Source organism: Mesorhizobium sp. WSM4845 (assembly GCF_055811455.1).
Genome location: NZ_JBVVQA010000030.1, coordinates 59299 through 74864 on the forward strand (window position 1 = coordinate 59299; position 15566 = coordinate 74864).

A 15566-nucleotide genomic window follows, 5' to 3' on the forward strand; every position below is an offset into this window, starting at 1 on the left:
CCTCAGTTGCTCGGCATAAGGACCGTAAAACCTTGCGCCTTGAAGAGGTCGCCTGCCTTGGCGGATTGCAGGCACTTTAGGAATGCCGACGCATGCTTGTCCTTCGAATCCGCGATCTGGGCAACGGGGTAGACGATCGGCGGGTGCGAATCCTGCGGGAAGGTGCCGATCACCTCGACGCCGGGCTCGGCATGCGCGTCGGTGGCGTAGACGATGCCGAGCGCTGCTTCGCCTAATGACACCAGCTTGAGCGCTGCGCGTACATTCTCGGCCTGTGCCAACTTGCCTTCGATCGAGGACCAGACGCCGAGCGATTCTAGCGCCGCCTTGCCATATTTGCCGGCCGGCACCGCCTTGAAATCGCCCATGGCAAGCCTGCCGTCACCGATCAGCCCGGCAAGATCAAAACCCTTTTCGATCTTGGTTTCGACCGTCGAATTCTTCGGCGCCACCAGCACGATCTGGTTGCCGAGCAACTTCACTTCGGTATCCGGCTTGGTCAGCTTCTTGTCGGAAAGATAGTTCATCCAGTCGAGGTCGGCCGAGATGAAGACATCGGCCGGCGCGCCGCCCTCGATCTGCTTGGCCAATGCGGAGCTTGCCGCATAGGAAATGGTCGCCGCCTCGCCGACATCGGCGGCGCAGGCGGTGTTTACTGCATCCAGTGCGTTCTTCATGCTCGCCGCGGCAAAGACGATCAGCCTGTCATCGGCATGGGCAACCGGCATGGCGGCGATCAATATCGCAAGACCGCCAATGGCGGCCGCCTTCAATCCGAAACCCTTGCGCACCAGCATGAAACTCTCCCGGGGCTTGAAATCCGATCGGCGCGACCCTGCCAGTCGATATATCCGCCTGAATATAACAAGGGAAGGCTTTTTGCCTGACTCAGCCCAATGGCCCGCCGACGGCATTGCATGGCACCGCCACCGCTCGCGGGCGGACGACACAGCACCGGCGAGCAATTTGAGACAAAGCAAAAAGCCCGATGTTGCGGCTCACACCGCGATGGGCGCCTTGATCGTCGCATCGGCGAGGTAGTTTTCCAGCCGGAAATCTTCGAAGCGGAAGGCAAAAAGATCCTTCACCTCCGGATTGATCCATAGCGTCGGCAGCGCCTTGGGCGTGCGCTGCAACTGTTCGCGCGCCTGCTCGAAATGGTTTGCATAAAGATGCGCGTCACCCAGCGTATGGACGAAATCGCCCGGCTTCAGCCCCGTGACCTGCGCCACCATCAGTGTGAGCAGTGCATAGGAAGCGATGTTGAACGGCACGCCGAGAAAGATATCGGCGGAACGCTGGTAGAGCTGGCAGGAGAGCCTGCCTTCCGAGACATAGAACTGGAACAAGCAATGACAGGGGGGCAGCGCCATGGCTTCCACTTCGGCCGGGTTCCACGCCGAAACGATCAGCCGTCGGGAATTAGGATTCTTGCGTATCTCCCTCAAGAGATTGGCAATCTGGTCGATGGTGCCGCCATGGCCGTCCGGCCAGGAGCGCCATTGCTTGCCGTAGACCGGGCCGAGGTCGCCATTCTCGTCGGCCCATTCGTCCCAGATCGAGACGCCGTGGTCGTTGAGATATTTGATATTGGTGTCGCCGGCCAGGAACCACAGAAGTTCATGCACGATCGACTTCAGGTGAAGCTTCTTGGTGGTGGTGACCGGAAAGCCGCGCGCGAGGTCGAAGCGCATCTGGTAGCCGAACACCGAGCGCGTTCCGGTGCCGGTGCGGTCACCACGATCGGCGCCGTTTTCCAGAACGTGCTTCAGGAGGTCGAGATATTGGCGCATCGGCGATTCGGGGGCTCGATTCGGGTTAGGCAATCATAACCGACTGGCTGCCGGCCGAATATGTCAAAGTGCAGAATGTCCGAGCAGGCGACTGCATAATAGTCGGCGCGGAAATCACGCCAGCATTCCGCCTGATGCAGGATTGCCTGATGCAGGATGATCCTCAGAGGCTGGCGAGCTTGCCCAGCTCCTTGGCGACCAGGTAATAAAAGGTCACCCGGCTTTTGGTGTTATCGGCCTCCATCGCCTTGCAGGTCTTTTCGATGGCGGCGTCCGCCTTGCCGCCGTCGTCAACGCCGAGCTTTTTGGCAACCCAGTTGGCCTTGACGCGACCGAGTTCGTCGGGGTCCGTGCAGGAGACCAGCGAGGAATCCCGATTCCTGAGCGCAATGCCCAAATGCTTCACGATCTTGGCGACCGCGTCGGCATCCGCCGCGGCATCGTACTTCTTCACGTCTGCGAGATAATCGGCCATCGAATTTTCCCCTCGTCGGCGCCACGGATCCAGTCGATGAGAGTTGTGGCGCGCTGCCGCAAAATGTGCGCTAGTCGGTAACTCCTCACCGCCGCGAAGCTTCGGTTGAGAGCGTTGACAAGTCAAGCCTTTGGCGATGCTGTTTGACACAGCGGACAAAGCATCATTGAGGTCTTTCATTTTCCACGATCGGTCCCTATATCTGTTTCGTCGGCTCGACCGACTATGGCGATAAACAGGCGATGAAATAAGCCGTTCGGACCCGGGGGCGGTACCCGGCGCCTCCACCAAAAACCGCTCTGCGAAGAGCGGCTTTTGCTGGGGGCGAAATAGGATCGACGAAGGTGTAAAGATCGTACTTTTGCCCGGCATTGTACCACCGTTATCGGGCTGAACTTATAGTTGCCAACGACAACTATGCGGAAGCACGTCTCGCCGCGTAAGCGGTGCGACAGCTTCAAATCAAGCCCTAGTGGTTCGCACTTCTAGGCGGGGTCCGGAGGTACCTGGCAACAGAAACCTCCACTTCTCCGGCTTCGTTTCCGACTTTCCCCTCCGATCCCATCTCCCCTCGATACTGTAACGGCAGCAGGCTTGCTGGCCGCGCCGCCGCACCCAGACGTGAAAAAAGGCCGGGTCAGACCCGGCCTTTTTCATTGCTCTCACTGGAAAGCATCTATTCTGCCGGCGCTTCGACAACCTGCCGTCCGCGGCCGAGCGTCACCTTGGCCAGCGTGAACGAGATCACCGCGCAAAGCATGATGCCGGCCACCATAGGCAGCGGCGTGCCGTCGAAGAACACCCCGGCGATGCCCATGGCGACCGCGCCGATGGCGAAGTGCAGGGTGCCCATCAGCGCCGAGGCGGTGCCGGCGATCGCGCCATGCTCCTCCATGGCCAGCACCGAAGTCGCCGGGATCACCAGGCCGAGAAATCCGTAGCCGACGAACAGCAGCGCCGCCATGACGTCGAGCCGGTCGACGCCGGACGCCATCACCGCGAACAGCACGACCATCGTCGTCGCATAGCCGGCCACCGCGACCCGCACCACCGGCCTCAGCCCGAACCTTTCGGACAGCGTTCCCGTCAATTGCGACATGCCGATGAAGGCGACCGCGTTGATCGAGAAGAACACGCTGTAGACCGACGGCGACAGCCCGTAGTGTTCTATCAGGATGAAGGAGGAACTCGACAGATAGACGAAGAAGCTCGCCAGCCCGAAGCCGCCGATGGCCGCCAGGCCAAGGAAGTTGCGGTCACCCATCAGGAAGCGGTAGGCCGACAGCGCGGTGCCGAACGAACTGCCTGCACGCGCCTCGACCGGCCGCGTCTCCTTCAGCGAGGTCGCCAGCAGGATGGTGGCGAGCACCGCCCCACCCGTCACCGTCCAGAACACGGCACGCCAGCCGAAATTCTCGATAATGACGCTGCCGGTCAGCGGCGCCAGGATCGGCGACACCGAAAACACCAGCATCAAGAGTGACATCAGCTTGGCAGCTTCGGTGCCGGTGTGCAGATCACGCACGATGGCGCGCGGCACCGCCATGCCTGCACTGGCGCCGAGCCCTTGCAGGAAACGGAAGGCGATCAGCCATTCGACCGAGGGCGCCAGCGCCGAGCCGATGCCGCCGACCATGAACAGGGCGAGGCCGCCATAGAGCGGCAGCTTGCGCCCGACCATGTCGGAGATCGGTCCGACGACGATCTGGCCAAAACCCATGGACAGAAAGAAGATCAGCAAGCTCATCTGCACGGCAGCGGTGCTGGCCTGCAGATCTGCGCCGATCGAAGGCAGCGCCGGAAGATACATGTCGATGGCGAACGGACCGATGGCCGACAACAGGCCGAGCACAACCGCGATGCGGAGGAATTGGGGATTCATGATAGCGGGCTTCTTTCAATCTGGTTTGCCGACCGGCGTGTAATCCTGGGACGTCCCATCCCGTGGAATTCCTGCAGGGGGAATTCCTCTAAATCTAAGTCCATAAATTTAGACACTCTTGTCTAATTCGTCAATCACCTCTATATAGTTTTCATGAAGCACGACGTTTCTCCTGACACCATCCCGCCCCGCGGCCATGAGGCAAAGCGCGCCTCGATCATGGACGCTGCCGGCGCGGTGTTCTGCCGCGAAAGCTTCGCCGGCGCCAATATCGACATGATTGCCGCCGAGGCCGGCGTGTCGCGCCAGACGATCTACAATCACCATGGCGACAAGGAGAAACTCTTCGTCGCCATCGTCCGCGACCTCACCGAGCGCTGCAATGCCGGCATCTTCGCCACCATTTCAACCTTTCCCGACCAGCCGAAGGATCTCGAGGCCGATCTGATCGCCTTCGCCGTGCGCATGACTCGCAACTGTATCTGCAGCCGCGACGGAAAGTTCCTGCGCAAGCTGATCCAGACCGAGGGCGAGCGCTATCCCGAGCTGTTTGCCGAATGGCGCGAACTGGGACCGGGCAGGACATGGCCGGCGATCGCCGCCCGTTTCGCCCGCCTCGCCCATGCCGGTTTCCTCGACATCGAGGACCCCGATGTCGCGGCGCGCCAGTTCCAGGCCCTCGCCAATGCCGAATTGCAGACGACCTTCATGCTCGGCGGCACGCCGATCGATGATGAAGTGCTGCAATCCGCGACACATGGCGTACGCACCTTCCTGCGCGCCTTCGCCAAGCGGCAGCCGGCGGCCGATGCGCAAAAGCACAGCGCGCTCGCTGGCGCCTGAGCGATCAAATCTGAGGCATGTCCTCTCGCATCTGTGCTGCCGGCATCTATATCCGGTTTACGCCGCGCTCAAGCTTGATTACAGCTATGCGGACGATTCAACGGAACCCGACAGCGACATGGCCGACGACCACATTCGCTACGACATTCTGGCCCAGGAGGCATTGCGCGGCGTCATGCGCAAGGTCCTGGCCGAAGTCGCGCGCACCGGCCTCCCCGGCAACCATCATTTCTTCATCACTTTCCTGACCGGCGCCCCCGGCGTGCGCGTGTCTTCCCGCTTGCGCGAGCGCTATCCCGAACAGATGACCATCGTCATCCAGTTCCAGTATTGGGACCTGAAGGTGACCGACACCGGCTTCGAGGTCGGGCTGTCTTTCTCCGACGTGCCGGAAAAGCTGGAAATCCCGTTCTCGGCCGTGCGCGGCTTTTACGATCCGTCCGTCAATTTCGAGCTCGAATTCGACGTGAAGACGGAAACCTCGGCAGAAGGGGAATTGACCGGCAAGCCCGCTTCCGAACCGCTGGCCGTCGTCGCCGAGAAAAAGCCTGAGAAGAAGAAGACCGCTGAGGCCGAAAAGAAGCCGGCCGCAGCCGACGCCGCCGCCAAAGGCGCCGAAGTGGTGTCGCTCGACGCCTTCCGCAAGAAGTGATCCGACGGGCCGCGCGACATGGCCGACATCGTCAACCTCCGCCAGGCCCGCAAGCAGAAGGCACGAGCCGAGCAGGAGCGCCTGGCTGAACAGAACCGGGCGCTGCACGGCCGCTCCAAGGCCGACCGGGCGCGTGACCGTTCGATCGCCGACAAGGCAGAAAAATTTGTCGCCGGCCATCGCCGCGAAACCTCGGGCGATGCGGATTCCCCTGAAGTCAGACCGAAAAATGTGGCGCCGTTTTCGGATAAGTCCGATGCTTGAAGTGAAATGAGTCACGTCCGGTGAGCCCGGTCGAGAAACGCTCGGTGACCATTCGCGGCCATCGCACCAGCTATTCGCTCGAAAAGCCGTTTTTCGACGATCTCGTCGCCATCGCCGCCGCGCGCAAACTGACTCTCGCAGCCCTCGTCGCCGAAATCGACGAGGCTCGGCCGCGCGATGCCAACCTGTCCTCGGCGCTCAGGCTCTACGTCCTGGATTGGGCGAAGCGAGGGATGAAACCCGTATAGCCCGTATGGTTAGCTAGGGGCTATCCGCCACCCAGCGACTTCAGCAGATTGTCGATCGACGAAGGTTCAAGCGTGGGTTTTGGCGCGGATCCTGCTGGTCCCGGGTTGTCATTGGCCGGCGGCTGACGCGCCCGCTCGATTTTCTGCGCCTGCTCAGCGGCGGCCCTGCGCTCGGCATCGAGCTTTGCCTTTTGTTCCGCAGCGATCCGCCTCGCCTCTTCCGCTTTCCGGCGTCGCTGTTCTTCGGCCTTCGCTGCCTCATCGGCCGCCTGTTGCGCCGCCCTGGCTCTCGCTTCGGCATCCGCCTTAGCCTTGGCCTCGGCATCCGCCTTGGCTTTGACCTCCTCTTCAGCCTTCGCCTGCGCCTCGGCCTTGGCTTTCGCCTCGGCTTCAGCCCTCGCCTGCGCATCCGCCTTGGCCTTCGCCTCCGCTTCGGCTTGAGCTCTTGCCTCGGCTTCGGCTTTCGCCCTGGCATCTGCCTCGGCTTTCAGCCGCGCCGCCTCCTGCTGCTTGCGCAATTCTTCGGCTGCCCTGTCGCGCTCGGCTTGCAGGGCCGCGTAGTAACGCACCTCGCGCCGCAACCGCTGCTTTTCAAGCAGCGCCGCCTGCATCGCCTCGACCCGCTGCTGCTCCTTTTCCAGCGCGCGCTGGGTCAGGAACTGCGCCAGCGGCTCACTGTCGAATCGCCGCTTCGCGGCGCCGAACGGCCCGTCGACGCTGAAATTCACGGTCGGATCGGAACCGACCAGCGCTTCGTCGCCGGGCCGATAAGTGATCGAACCACTGGCAGCAACCATGCTGGCCTTCAGGTCCGCCGTGATGTCGGCCGACAGCGTCGCCGCCGGATTTTCAAGATTGACCGGCGGTGCCCTCAGCGTGCCACCGGCGATCGTGAAGGCGATGTCGGCATCCCCAGCCAGAAAACTGCCGTCCGCGGCGATCTGCGGCGCGAAGCCGGCGGTCTTGGCCGCATCGATATCGCGCCCAATGGCGTCGGCCTTGGCGATGAAGGCGCCAAAGGCGTCGGGATTGACGCCGGCAATGGTCAAGCCTTTCAGCGCCGCCGTGCCGGAACCGGACAACGCCGCAACCATCGCATCGACCGTTTTGCCGCTGGTCGAAAGCGCCGCCGAGAAATCGCCGGTTCCGCTGAGGCCAGTCTCTGGCAGCACGGTGGCCAGATCGGCGCCGGCAAGTTTCAGCTGGCCGGAGAAAAGTCCAGTGCCGTCATTGTTCTTCAACTCGAACAGCCCGGAAAGCGCGCCGCCGGCGAACTTTGCCTTAAGGTCCGAAACGCGGATGCCTTCGTGGTCGAGCTTCAGCGAAAGCGCCGCGTCATAGGCCGTGGCCAACGGGCCGGCGACCAGCGACGCCGTGGTCAGGTCGAGTTCGGCGGTGAACGGCGGGCTGGCCTTCTGGTTGAACGGGGCGGTCGGCCAAGCCCTGCCGGCGCCCAGAAAGGCCTGGTCGCCAAACAGCGCCACCGCCATCGGGTTGAGATCCAGCTCGTCGAGCGCCAGCGCGCCGGCAAGGTGCGGCAGCCCGTCCTTGACGTCGACATTGAGGTCACCGGAAACTGCCGATTCGTTGATGGCGCCGCTGAGGCCGGACAGCACCAGAAGGCCATTGCCGAAGTCGGCGTCGGCCGCAAGCCACGTCGACATGCCGGTCCCCAGGCCGGGCAGGCCGATGCCTGTCGTCATCAACCACGGCTCGATGTCGGCGGCTTCCAGGCTGACCTTGCCCTTGGCTGTGGCGCCTTGTGGCCTACTGGCGATCGTCCCGTCGAAACCGGCCCTGAAGTCGTCGCCGGTCAGGTTGAAGCTCGTCGTCATGCCGCCGCCAAGCGTGCCTTTCGCCGAAACATCGGTGGTCGCCTCGCCAACCATGCCGAGCGGCAGCGCCGGCAGGCCGTAAAGCGCCAGAAGCGCGGTGGCGTCGGTATTCCTGGCGTTGAAGGTCACCGACACCGGCGCCTCGAGAAGCCGATCGGCCAGTCCTTTGCCGGACAGTGATGCTGAAAACGCCGAGCCGCCTGCCCTGCCTTGCGCGCTGACCGCCAGTCCCGTCGTGCCGTCGCCATTGGCGGCGGCACTCGTCACCAGATCGATGCGCGCATTCTGCAACAGCTCGGGATAAGCGGCCACACGCCCCGCCAGCCCCTTCAGCACGGCATTGTCAGGATAGTGCTTCGCCGCGACATCGACCAACGGCTTGAGATCGACGGCGACCACCGAGGCATCGAGCTTGCCGGTCGGACTCGCTGGGAAATCCTTGATCCGGCCGGTGGCGCTGATCGAGGCGCCGGCAAGCCCGCCAACCGAGAGCCGGTCGATTTCGAGCAGACCGTCGCGCAGCCTGAGCGCCGTATCGACCGTATCGGCGATCAGTCCGCCGGCGCTGACCGGCCCAGCCTTGATCTGGAAATCGAGGTCGCGGTCGGAAAATCGGTTGGCGCCCTTGTCGCTGATGAAGATCGAGGCGAAGGCGGCGAGCCCGTCGACGTCGAGCTCGCCGCCGTCGAGCCGCATCAGCACCGACGGCCTGGCGTCTTCGCCCTGGCTGGAATCGATGCGGCCGGAAAATTTCGCCTTGCCGAGAACGAGTTCGAGGTCGCTGAAGGCCTGACGGTTCCCGGTCAGGTCGACCTTGGCCTTGAAGCCGGCGGCCGGAAGCCGGCGGATCGCCTCGTCGACATCCTTCGACAGCCAGGCGGCGAAGCCGGAAGGCTGCCCCACGGCCAGAAGCAGCGAACCGCTGAAGCCGAACTGATCCTCGAGACTGAGCATGCCGTTTGCTTCCAGCCTGGCGCGGCCCGGGAGCGTCGCGCCCAGCGACTTCACCGACCAGCCGGCATCGGCCGGCTCGGCGGAAAGGCGCACGTCACGAACCGTCGTGTCGCCGGCCACCACCGCCGGCAGCTTCACCTCGACGGTGCCCGGTATGGTCGGCTTGGGCAGGGCGAGCAGCGCCTGCTCCAACGCCGCGACGCGCTCTGACAGCGTCAGTCCGGTCGCGGCGCCGACGGCTTCATCGAACTGCACCTGAGCGCCATCGGCCTCGATTGAAAAGCGAGGGTTCGGCCCAAGGTCGACGGCAGCCTTGCCGTCGGCGGTGTAGGGATTGTCGAGTGGCCCGGTCTCGAAGCGGAATTCGTCGACGCCAAGCTTCCGGTGGTCGAGCGAGAACTTGCCGTTCAGCCTGAACCCCGGTTCCGGCTTGCCGGCGCTGGCCTTCTCACCGTCGGTGCCGTCAAGCTCCGCCAAACGCTTGTCGGCGCCATTCCTGTCAGAACTTGTGACCTTGAACTGGCCCGAATAGATCGCGGCCCCATCGACAATGCCGGCATTGCCATCCGCTTCGATGACCAGCGGATAGGCGTCTGGATCGGCCTTGAGCCTGAACCGCAACTGTCCGTCGCCACTGGCCTTGCCGGTGGAGACGACGACCGTGCTGCGCAGGCCGTCGAGCCGCAGCGAACCATCCATCCGCCAGGGTCCGGCCAGCGATCTGGCAGAGATTGTCGAATTGATCTCGGAAAGAAAATGGCTGCGGCCGCCGGCGGCATGGCGCAGCGCGATCTCTCCGTCGGTCACCGTCAGCTTCTCGATCGAGATCTGGCTGGGATCGTAGGGCGAGGACGGGCGTATCGCCCAGTCGACCGTGCCGTCGGCGGCAATGTCGATCGTTGCCTTCGGCCGCACCAGCCGCATGTCGAAGATCAGCACCTCGCCGCTCAGGAAGGGCGCCAGTTCGGCATCCATCGAAAAGGTCTCGACGGTCATTGCCGGCCGGCCGCCGGGGCCGCCGGCGACAGTGACATTCGAGAAGGTCACCGAGGGAAACGGCAGCAATTTCGCCGTTGCATCGCCCTGAACGGTGACCTTGCGGCCCAGAATGGCGCTCGCCTCGCGCTCGAAATCGGCCCGGTAGCCCGTCCAGTCGATAAAATACGGCACCACCAGCGCCGCACACAGCACCAGCACGAAAAAGCCACCGAAGATCACGAACAAACGTGCGAGCATCAACCCCCAAGCAGTCGATTGAAAATCAGCCGCACTCTACCCGCATCAGCGTGTCGATAAAGAGGCAAATCGATCGCCCCAAAAGCAAAAGACTTTAGTCGGCCGGCAGTATCTTTCCAGGGTTCATAATGTTCTGCGGATCGAGCGCCTGCTTGATCGTGCGCATGATGTCGACGCTGTGGCCGAGTTCATGGCGCAGGAAGCCGATCTTGCCTTGTCCGATGCCGTGCTCGCCGGTGCAGGTTCCATCCATGCCGATCGCCCGCATGTTCAGCCGCGCGACAAACTCTTCCGTCTGCTGGATTTCCTTCGGATCGTCGGCGTCCATCAGCACCAGCACATGGAAATTGCCATCACCGGCATGGCCGACAATCGGCGCGATCAGCCCCATCTCGGCGATGTCGGCCTCGGTTTGCGTGACGCATTCGGCAAAGCGCGAGATCGGCACGCAGACATCGGTCGACAGCCCCTTGGCGCCCGGCCGCAGCGTCAGCGACGACCAATAGGCGTCGTGCCTCGCCTTCCACAGCTTCGTCCGCTCCTCGGCGACGCTGGTCCACAGGAATGGTCCGCCGCCATATTCTTCGGCGATCGTGCCGAAGGTTTCGGCCTGCTCGGCAACGCCGTCATCACTGCCATGGAATTCGACGAACAGGCACGGGCTTTCGGGATAGTCGAGCTTCGAATAGCTCTTCATAGCCCGCATCTGCAGCGCGTTGACCAGTTCGATGCGCGCCACCGGAATGCCCATCTGGATTGTCGCGATCACCGCGTTGCAGGCCGCTTCGACGCTGGAAAACGGACAGACGCCGCCGGAAATCGCCTGCGGAATGCCCTGCAGCTTAAGCGTCAGCTCGGTGATGATTCCGAGCGTGCCTTCGGAGCCGATCAGGAGCCGCGTCAGATCGTAGCCGGCCGAGCTCTTTTTTGCGCGCTTGCCGGTCGTCACCGTCTCGCCGTCGGCCATCACCGCCGTCAGCGACAATACATTCTCGCGCATCGTGCCGTAACGCACCGCATTGGTGCCCGACGCCCGCGTCGCCGCCATGCCGCCGAGCGATGCATTGGCGCCCGGATCGATCGGAAAGAACAGGCCGGTGTCGCGCAGGTGCCGGTTGAGATCCTCGCGCGTCACACCGGGCTCAACCGTGCAATCGAGATCCTGCGGGTTGACCGCGAGGATGCGGTTCATCCGCGACGTATCGACAGAAATGCCGCCGCCCGGCGCGTTGGTGTGGCCCTCCAGCGAAGAGCCGACGCCGAAGGCGATCACCGGCACGCGGTGCGCGGCGCAGGCCGACACGATCTCCTGCACCTCCGGTGTCGTCTCTGGAAACGCCACGCCATCCGGCGCCTGGGTTGGAATGTAGGTGGTGGTATGCGCGTGCTGGGTGCGGATCGCCTGGCCGGTCTGGAACCGTTCGCCGAGCCGCTGCTTGAGGATGCCGAGCACCGCGGCGATGCCTTCTTCGTTGCGCTCGACCGGATTGAGGTCGCTCAGAGCCATCTATTCCTCCGCGAATGGACCAGCGTCCACCCTTGTTATGGACTTATGGATGCCTATCGCATCGGCCCGAAAATCGAAATCGATTTTCGGAAAGCACGGTGCGAAGATTCAATGTGCTAGAGCACTTTGTGCATCCAATTGGACGCACGTCGCTCTAGTCTCCCCGACCACGTCCTGTCCAGCCAGAAGGAAGTTTTCGATGTCCACCGCCGCCCCCTTCGTCTCTCCTGCCATGGCCGTCGAAAAAGACTGGATCGACTATAATGGCCATCTCAACATGGCCTATTACAACGTGCTGTTCGACCGCTGCTCCGACGAAGCGTTCGAAATAATGGGGATGGGGCCGGACTATGCGAAGCAGCGCCGGCTGACCATCTACACGGCGGAAGTCCATGTCTGCTATGTCAGGGAACTGCATCTCGACCACAAGGTCGATGTCTCGTTCCAACTCCTCGACCATGACGACAAGCGGCTGAGAGCCTACCAGGAAATCCGCCATGTCGACGGCTGGCTCGCTGCCACGTCCGAATCACTGTCGCTGCATGTCGACATGTCCGGACCGAAGGTGGCGCCCTTCCCGGCCGATGTCCTGGCCAAGGTCGAAGTCATGCGCGCCGCCCATGCGGCGCTGCCGATGCCTGAGCGCGCCGGCCGTTCGATCGGTATTCGTCGCAAGACGCTTGAGCCGCAGTCAGAGCGCCGTTAACCTTACCAGGGTTTTAACGTGAACAAGCCGAATTGAGGCGTTGAACGACTCAGCCGGGTGTTCGAAAACCGTCCGCATTGCGATACTGGCAGCGGGGGCTGAAGCGGTTCGGGGAAATTGCATGAAAACCGATATCAAGGTCGAGGCGGACAGGCTGGCGGCCGACCCACGCATCAGCGACTACGATTTCTGGCGATCGCTGAAGAACCTCAACTATGAAATTTTTGCCATCGCCAACAACAACGAGCCGATCCCTTTCGCCATGATCCGCTGGCGCGCCATCCTGAAGCAAGCACGGATGAAGCGCGGCCACGCCTGATCGGTGCGGGAAGAAGTAGGTTCGTTGTTCGATTGCTTTTTCTGGGGCGTTTGCGCCGCCCCTCATCCGGCTGCCGCCACCTAGAGACGGGGAGAAGGGAGCTTGCCGCAGCCTCGGCGCTCTTTCAGCAACGCCCGCAAATTGGCGAAACCATTGATGACAGCGTCCTTCTCCCCGTCACTATACGGGGAGAAGTGCCCGGCAGGGCGATGAGGGGCGGCGCGACTTTTTCCAGTTAAGCTGATGTATTGACGAACACTGCCGCAAGCGGCGAACGCGCCACCACCGGCGACGACTGGATGATTGCGGTGTTGGTCATCGCAAACGGAATGATGCGATCGATCACCCGTTCGAGTTCGGCCACCGAGCCGACATGCGCCAGCGCGATGAAACAGTCCTCGCCGGTCACCCGATCGCACTGGGCGATTTCCGGCAAGTCGCGGATGATCTCGGCGACCGCAGCCAACTGCCCGGGCACCGGCCTGATCCGCAGCCATGCCGACAGCTTAATGCCGAGCGCGGCCGGGTTGATCCGCACAGTATAGGCCTCGATCACACCGCTCTCCTGCAGCCGCTTGATGCGCTCGGCCACGCTCGGCGCCGACAGGCCGACCGAGCGCGCCAGTTCGGCAGTGCTGGTGCGCGCATCCTTTTCCAGCAGGCGCAGGATTTTCAGATCCGCCGCATCCAGATCAGCATTTTCGTTTCGAATGCGTTTCAGGAAAAACTCCTTTGTTCAGGAGAATAAACGATCTCTTTGATTGGCCATTGCCCATATAAACAGGTAAATCTGCCTGCGATAATGATCATATGGATGATCAAGCGCAAGCCCCAGCTGCTATCCCAGCCCTCGGCGGCCCTGTCTTTGGCAGCCTGGCGACATCGCTGCCGCCGCATGTCTGGTTCGGCGTCAGCGCTGTGTTTCATTATCTCGGGCCGGCTTTCGCCGTGCTGCTTTTCCCGCATGTCGGCGTGCTCGGCATGGCCTGGCTGCGCATCGTCACGGCCGCCCTTGTCTTTGCGCCGCTGACCCGGCCGTGGACGGTCTTCGCCCGCGCCGACCGGCCGACACGACTGCTGCTTCTCGCCTTCGGCGCCTGCCTCGGCGTGATGAATTGCTCCTTCTACCTGGCGCTCGACCGCCTGCCGATCTCGCTAGTCGCGGCGATCGAATTCGTCGGCACCATCGGCGTTGCGCTGATCGGCGTCAGAAGCCCGCGCAACCTCGCAGCGCTTGCCGTTGCCGTCACCGGCACCTTGCTGCTCATCGACGTCAAATGGTCAAGCGACCCGATCGGGCTGTTCTGGGCTTTCCTCAACGGCGCGCTGTTCGTCGGCTACATCGTGCTTGGCCATCGCGTTGCCCGCGCCGGCGCTGGCGACGGCATCGCCGGCCTGGGCGCCGCCATGGCGGTCGCCTGCCTCATCGTGCTGCCGATCGGCTTCACCGATGCGCTGCCGGCTTTCTCGGCGCCGCCACTGCTCATCGCCGCCGTCGGCGTCGGCATCTGCTCGTCGGTCATCCCCTATATCTGCGACCAGCTTGCCATGTCGCGGCTGCCGCGATCGAGCTTCGCGCTGATGCTGTCGTTGCTGCCGGTCACCGCCACGCTGATCGGCGTCATTGTGCTCCGCCAGATACCCAGCCCAACCGATTGCATCGGCATCGCGCTGGTGGTGGCCGGCGTCGCTTTTCACAAACCGGCAAATGCCTGATCAGGCAAGCTTCTCCTTGAGAAAGGCGATCGTCCGGCCCCAGGCGAGGTCCGCCGCGTTCTTGTCGTAGCGAGCCGCCGACGTGTCATTGTTGAAGGCATGATTGGCGCCTTCATAGACATGGATCGTGTACTCGACTTCGGCTGCATCGAGCTCCTTCCTGAAGGCGTCGATACCGGCATTGATACGGGTGTCGAGCCCGGCATAATGCAGCAGCAGCGCCGCCTTGATCTCCGGCACATCCTCGGCCTTCGGCTGCATGCCGTAATAGGCGACAGCGGCAGCCAGATCCGGCGCATTGGCAGCCAGTGTGTTCACCGTGGCGCCGCCCCAGCAGAAGCCGACCGCGCCGACCTTGCCGTTGCCATCCTCGCGGCCCCTGAGGAAAGCGACCGTTGCGACCGCATTGTCAGTGGTTTGCGCCGGATCGAGCTTGGAAAACTGCTCGCGCGCCTTGTCGTCGTCGGCCGGCGTGCCGCCGAGCGGCGACAGGAAATCCGGGGCCAGCGCAACGAAGCCTTCCAGCGCCACGCGCCGCGTCACATCGCGTATATGCGGGTTGAGCCCCCTGTTCTCATGCACGACGATGACGGTGCCGAGCTTGCCGGACTGGCCGGCCGGCTTGACCAGATAGCCCTTCATCTCGCCACCGCTGCCGGGATAGCTGATGTCCTCGCCCGTCACGCGTGAATCGTCCTCGGCAACAATCGCCGCCCGGGCTGAATTCGCCGCCAGCAGCGGCGCGATTGCGGCGGCCGCCGCACCTGATCCGGCAAGCCTGGTCAATTGTTCCATGAAGCGCCGCCGGTCGAGCGTCAGATGCGTGTATTCGTCATAGGCGTCGATCATAGCCTGGGTAATGGCGGGCCTGTTGACGGCGGGGTTGGCAGGGCTCGGTTTTGTCATGGCGCTCTCCTCGGCTTCGGGAACATGTCCGCCGCGCAAGATAGGGTAGAAGCCCGCACGGTCCAGTCACGGATCGGTGAGGCGCTGCTGACGCGAGCGCAGGTCCGCCAGACCGGCGGCTGGTCCAGGATGACACCGTTCGACTGGTGCGCTGTCCCACTTTCTCCGACCCGCCGTGCCTGTCGAGCAGGCCGGCGCTATGGCTGGCGTGCCATAGGATTTGCAACTCC

General features: G+C 63.0%; 15 protein-coding genes and 1 other RNA gene. 8 read left to right on the plus strand and 8 right to left on the minus strand.

Features of this window, described 5'->3' with window-relative positions:
• Window positions 1-2: 2 nt before the first annotated feature.
• The 3 genes from modA to AC0L2C_RS27070 all read right to left on the minus strand — a co-directional run bounded on the left by modA (window position 3) and on the right by AC0L2C_RS27070 (window position 2268).
• The gene (modA, locus tag AC0L2C_RS27060; protein WP_473524853.1) at window positions 3-797 is read right to left on the minus strand and encodes a molybdate ABC transporter substrate-binding protein; all 795 of its coding nucleotides are present in this window, start codon (window positions 795-797) and stop codon (window positions 3-5) included.
• Window positions 798-998: 201 nt separating this feature from the next.
• Entirely contained in the window at window positions 999-1793 is a 795-nt protein-coding gene (locus AC0L2C_RS27065; protein ID WP_287056299.1) for a thymidylate synthase, read from the minus strand.
• Window positions 1794-1956: 163 nt separating this feature from the next.
• A complete protein-coding gene (locus AC0L2C_RS27070) occupies window positions 1957-2268 on the minus strand; it encodes a DUF2853 family protein (protein ID WP_473524854.1) in 312 nt (103 codons plus the stop codon).
• Window positions 2269-2438: 170 nt separating this feature from the next.
• Here AC0L2C_RS27070 and ssrA point away from each other — a divergent pair.
• Window positions 2439-2795, plus strand: a transfer-messenger RNA (tmRNA) gene (gene ssrA, locus AC0L2C_RS27075).
• A 149-nt stretch (window positions 2796-2944) separates the two neighbouring features.
• On the opposite strand, the gene AC0L2C_RS27080 is transcribed toward ssrA, so the two are convergent.
• Window positions 2945-4150: a multidrug effflux MFS transporter gene (locus tag AC0L2C_RS27080; RefSeq protein ID WP_473524855.1), complete on the minus strand. Its 1206-nt coding sequence runs from the start codon at window positions 4148-4150 to the stop codon at window positions 2945-2947.
• Between the two features lie 153 nt (window positions 4151-4303).
• On the opposite strand from AC0L2C_RS27080, the gene AC0L2C_RS27085 reads away from it, so the two are divergent.
• From AC0L2C_RS27085 to AC0L2C_RS27100, 4 genes are all read left to right on the plus strand, one after another.
• On the plus strand, window positions 4304-4993 hold the full coding sequence (locus AC0L2C_RS27085) for a TetR/AcrR family transcriptional regulator (protein WP_473524856.1): 690 nt from the start codon (window positions 4304-4306) through the stop codon (window positions 4991-4993).
• 118 nt (window positions 4994-5111) lie between these two features.
• Window positions 5112-5645, plus strand: coding sequence for an SspB family protein (locus AC0L2C_RS27090; protein ID WP_023798780.1), 534 nt, complete (start codon window positions 5112-5114; stop codon window positions 5643-5645).
• An 18-nt stretch (window positions 5646-5663) separates the two neighbouring features.
• Window positions 5664-5909 (plus strand): DUF4169 family protein, encoded by a 246-nt coding sequence (locus AC0L2C_RS27095; RefSeq protein ID WP_473524857.1) that lies wholly within the window; start codon window positions 5664-5666, stop codon window positions 5907-5909.
• Window positions 5910-5929: 20 nt separating this feature from the next.
• Window positions 5930-6157, plus strand: coding sequence for a ribbon-helix-helix domain-containing protein (locus AC0L2C_RS27100; protein ID WP_023798778.1), 228 nt, complete (start codon window positions 5930-5932; stop codon window positions 6155-6157).
• A 20-nt stretch (window positions 6158-6177) separates the two neighbouring features.
• Here the strand turns inward: AC0L2C_RS27100 and AC0L2C_RS27105 are convergent, their stop codons facing one another.
• Window positions 6178-10182 (minus strand): AsmA family protein, encoded by a 4005-nt coding sequence (locus AC0L2C_RS27105; RefSeq protein ID WP_473524858.1) that lies wholly within the window; start codon window positions 10180-10182, stop codon window positions 6178-6180.
• Window positions 10183-10276: 94 nt separating this feature from the next.
• On the minus strand, window positions 10277-11689 hold the full coding sequence (locus tag AC0L2C_RS27110) for an FAD-binding oxidoreductase (protein WP_473524859.1): 1413 nt from the start codon (window positions 11687-11689) through the stop codon (window positions 10277-10279).
• A 199-nt stretch (window positions 11690-11888) separates the two neighbouring features.
• Here AC0L2C_RS27110 and AC0L2C_RS27115 point away from each other — a divergent pair, with 199 nt between their 5' ends.
• On the plus strand, window positions 11889-12395 hold the full coding sequence (locus AC0L2C_RS27115) for a thioesterase family protein (RefSeq protein WP_128180530.1): 507 nt from the start codon (window positions 11889-11891) through the stop codon (window positions 12393-12395).
• Window positions 12396-12516: 121 nt separating this feature from the next.
• Window positions 12517-12714 carry a hypothetical protein gene (locus tag AC0L2C_RS27120; RefSeq protein ID WP_287066747.1) on the plus strand — a complete coding sequence of 66 codons (198 nt, stop codon included), beginning with the start codon at window positions 12517-12519 and terminating at the stop codon, window positions 12712-12714.
• A 235-nt stretch (window positions 12715-12949) separates the two neighbouring features.
• Here AC0L2C_RS27120 and AC0L2C_RS27125 read toward each other — a convergent pair whose 3' ends face one another.
• Window positions 12950-13435: an Lrp/AsnC family transcriptional regulator gene (locus AC0L2C_RS27125; RefSeq protein WP_473524873.1), complete on the minus strand. Its 486-nt coding sequence runs from the start codon at window positions 13433-13435 to the stop codon at window positions 12950-12952.
• An 89-nt stretch (window positions 13436-13524) separates the two neighbouring features.
• Here AC0L2C_RS27125 and AC0L2C_RS27130 point away from each other — a divergent pair, with 89 nt between their 5' ends.
• Window positions 13525-14430 (plus strand): EamA family transporter, encoded by a 906-nt coding sequence (locus AC0L2C_RS27130; RefSeq protein WP_473524860.1) that lies wholly within the window; start codon window positions 13525-13527, stop codon window positions 14428-14430.
• On the opposite strand, the gene AC0L2C_RS27135 is transcribed toward AC0L2C_RS27130, so the two are convergent.
• Window positions 14431-15336, minus strand: coding sequence for a dienelactone hydrolase family protein (locus AC0L2C_RS27135; protein ID WP_473524861.1), 906 nt, complete (start codon window positions 15334-15336; stop codon window positions 14431-14433).
• Window positions 15337-15566: the final 230 nt, after the last annotated feature.

Excerpts from the sequence above, each read along its gene's own strand:
- modA (WP_473524853.1), bottom strand. The coding sequence starts at position 797 with ATGCTGGTGCGCAAGGGTTTCGGATTGAAGGCGGCCGCCATTGGCGGT.
- AC0L2C_RS27065 (WP_287056299.1), bottom strand. The coding sequence starts at position 1,793 with ATGCGCCAATATCTCGACCTCCTGAAGCACGTTCTGGAAAACGGCGCC.
- AC0L2C_RS27070 (WP_473524854.1), bottom strand. The coding sequence starts at position 2,268 with ATGGCCGATTATCTCGCAGACGTGAAGAAGTACGATGCCGCGGCGGAT.
- AC0L2C_RS27080 (WP_473524855.1), bottom strand. The coding sequence starts at position 4,150 with ATGAATCCCCAATTCCTCCGCATCGCGGTTGTGCTCGGCCTGTTGTCG.
- AC0L2C_RS27085 (WP_473524856.1), top strand. The coding sequence starts at position 4,304 with ATGAAGCACGACGTTTCTCCTGACACCATCCCGCCCCGCGGCCATGAG.
- AC0L2C_RS27090 (WP_023798780.1), top strand. The coding sequence starts at position 5,112 with ATGGCCGACGACCACATTCGCTACGACATTCTGGCCCAGGAGGCATTG.
- AC0L2C_RS27095 (WP_473524857.1), top strand. The coding sequence starts at position 5,664 with ATGGCCGACATCGTCAACCTCCGCCAGGCCCGCAAGCAGAAGGCACGA.
- AC0L2C_RS27105 (WP_473524858.1), bottom strand. The coding sequence starts at position 10,182 with ATGCTCGCACGTTTGTTCGTGATCTTCGGTGGCTTTTTCGTGCTGGTG.
- AC0L2C_RS27110 (WP_473524859.1), bottom strand. The coding sequence starts at position 11,689 with ATGGCTCTGAGCGACCTCAATCCGGTCGAGCGCAACGAAGAAGGCATC.
- AC0L2C_RS27115 (WP_128180530.1), top strand. The coding sequence starts at position 11,889 with ATGTCCACCGCCGCCCCCTTCGTCTCTCCTGCCATGGCCGTCGAAAAA.
- AC0L2C_RS27120 (WP_287066747.1), top strand. The coding sequence starts at position 12,517 with ATGAAAACCGATATCAAGGTCGAGGCGGACAGGCTGGCGGCCGACCCA.
- AC0L2C_RS27130 (WP_473524860.1), top strand. The coding sequence starts at position 13,525 with ATGGATGATCAAGCGCAAGCCCCAGCTGCTATCCCAGCCCTCGGCGGC.
- AC0L2C_RS27135 (WP_473524861.1), bottom strand. The coding sequence starts at position 15,336 with ATGACAAAACCGAGCCCTGCCAACCCCGCCGTCAACAGGCCCGCCATT.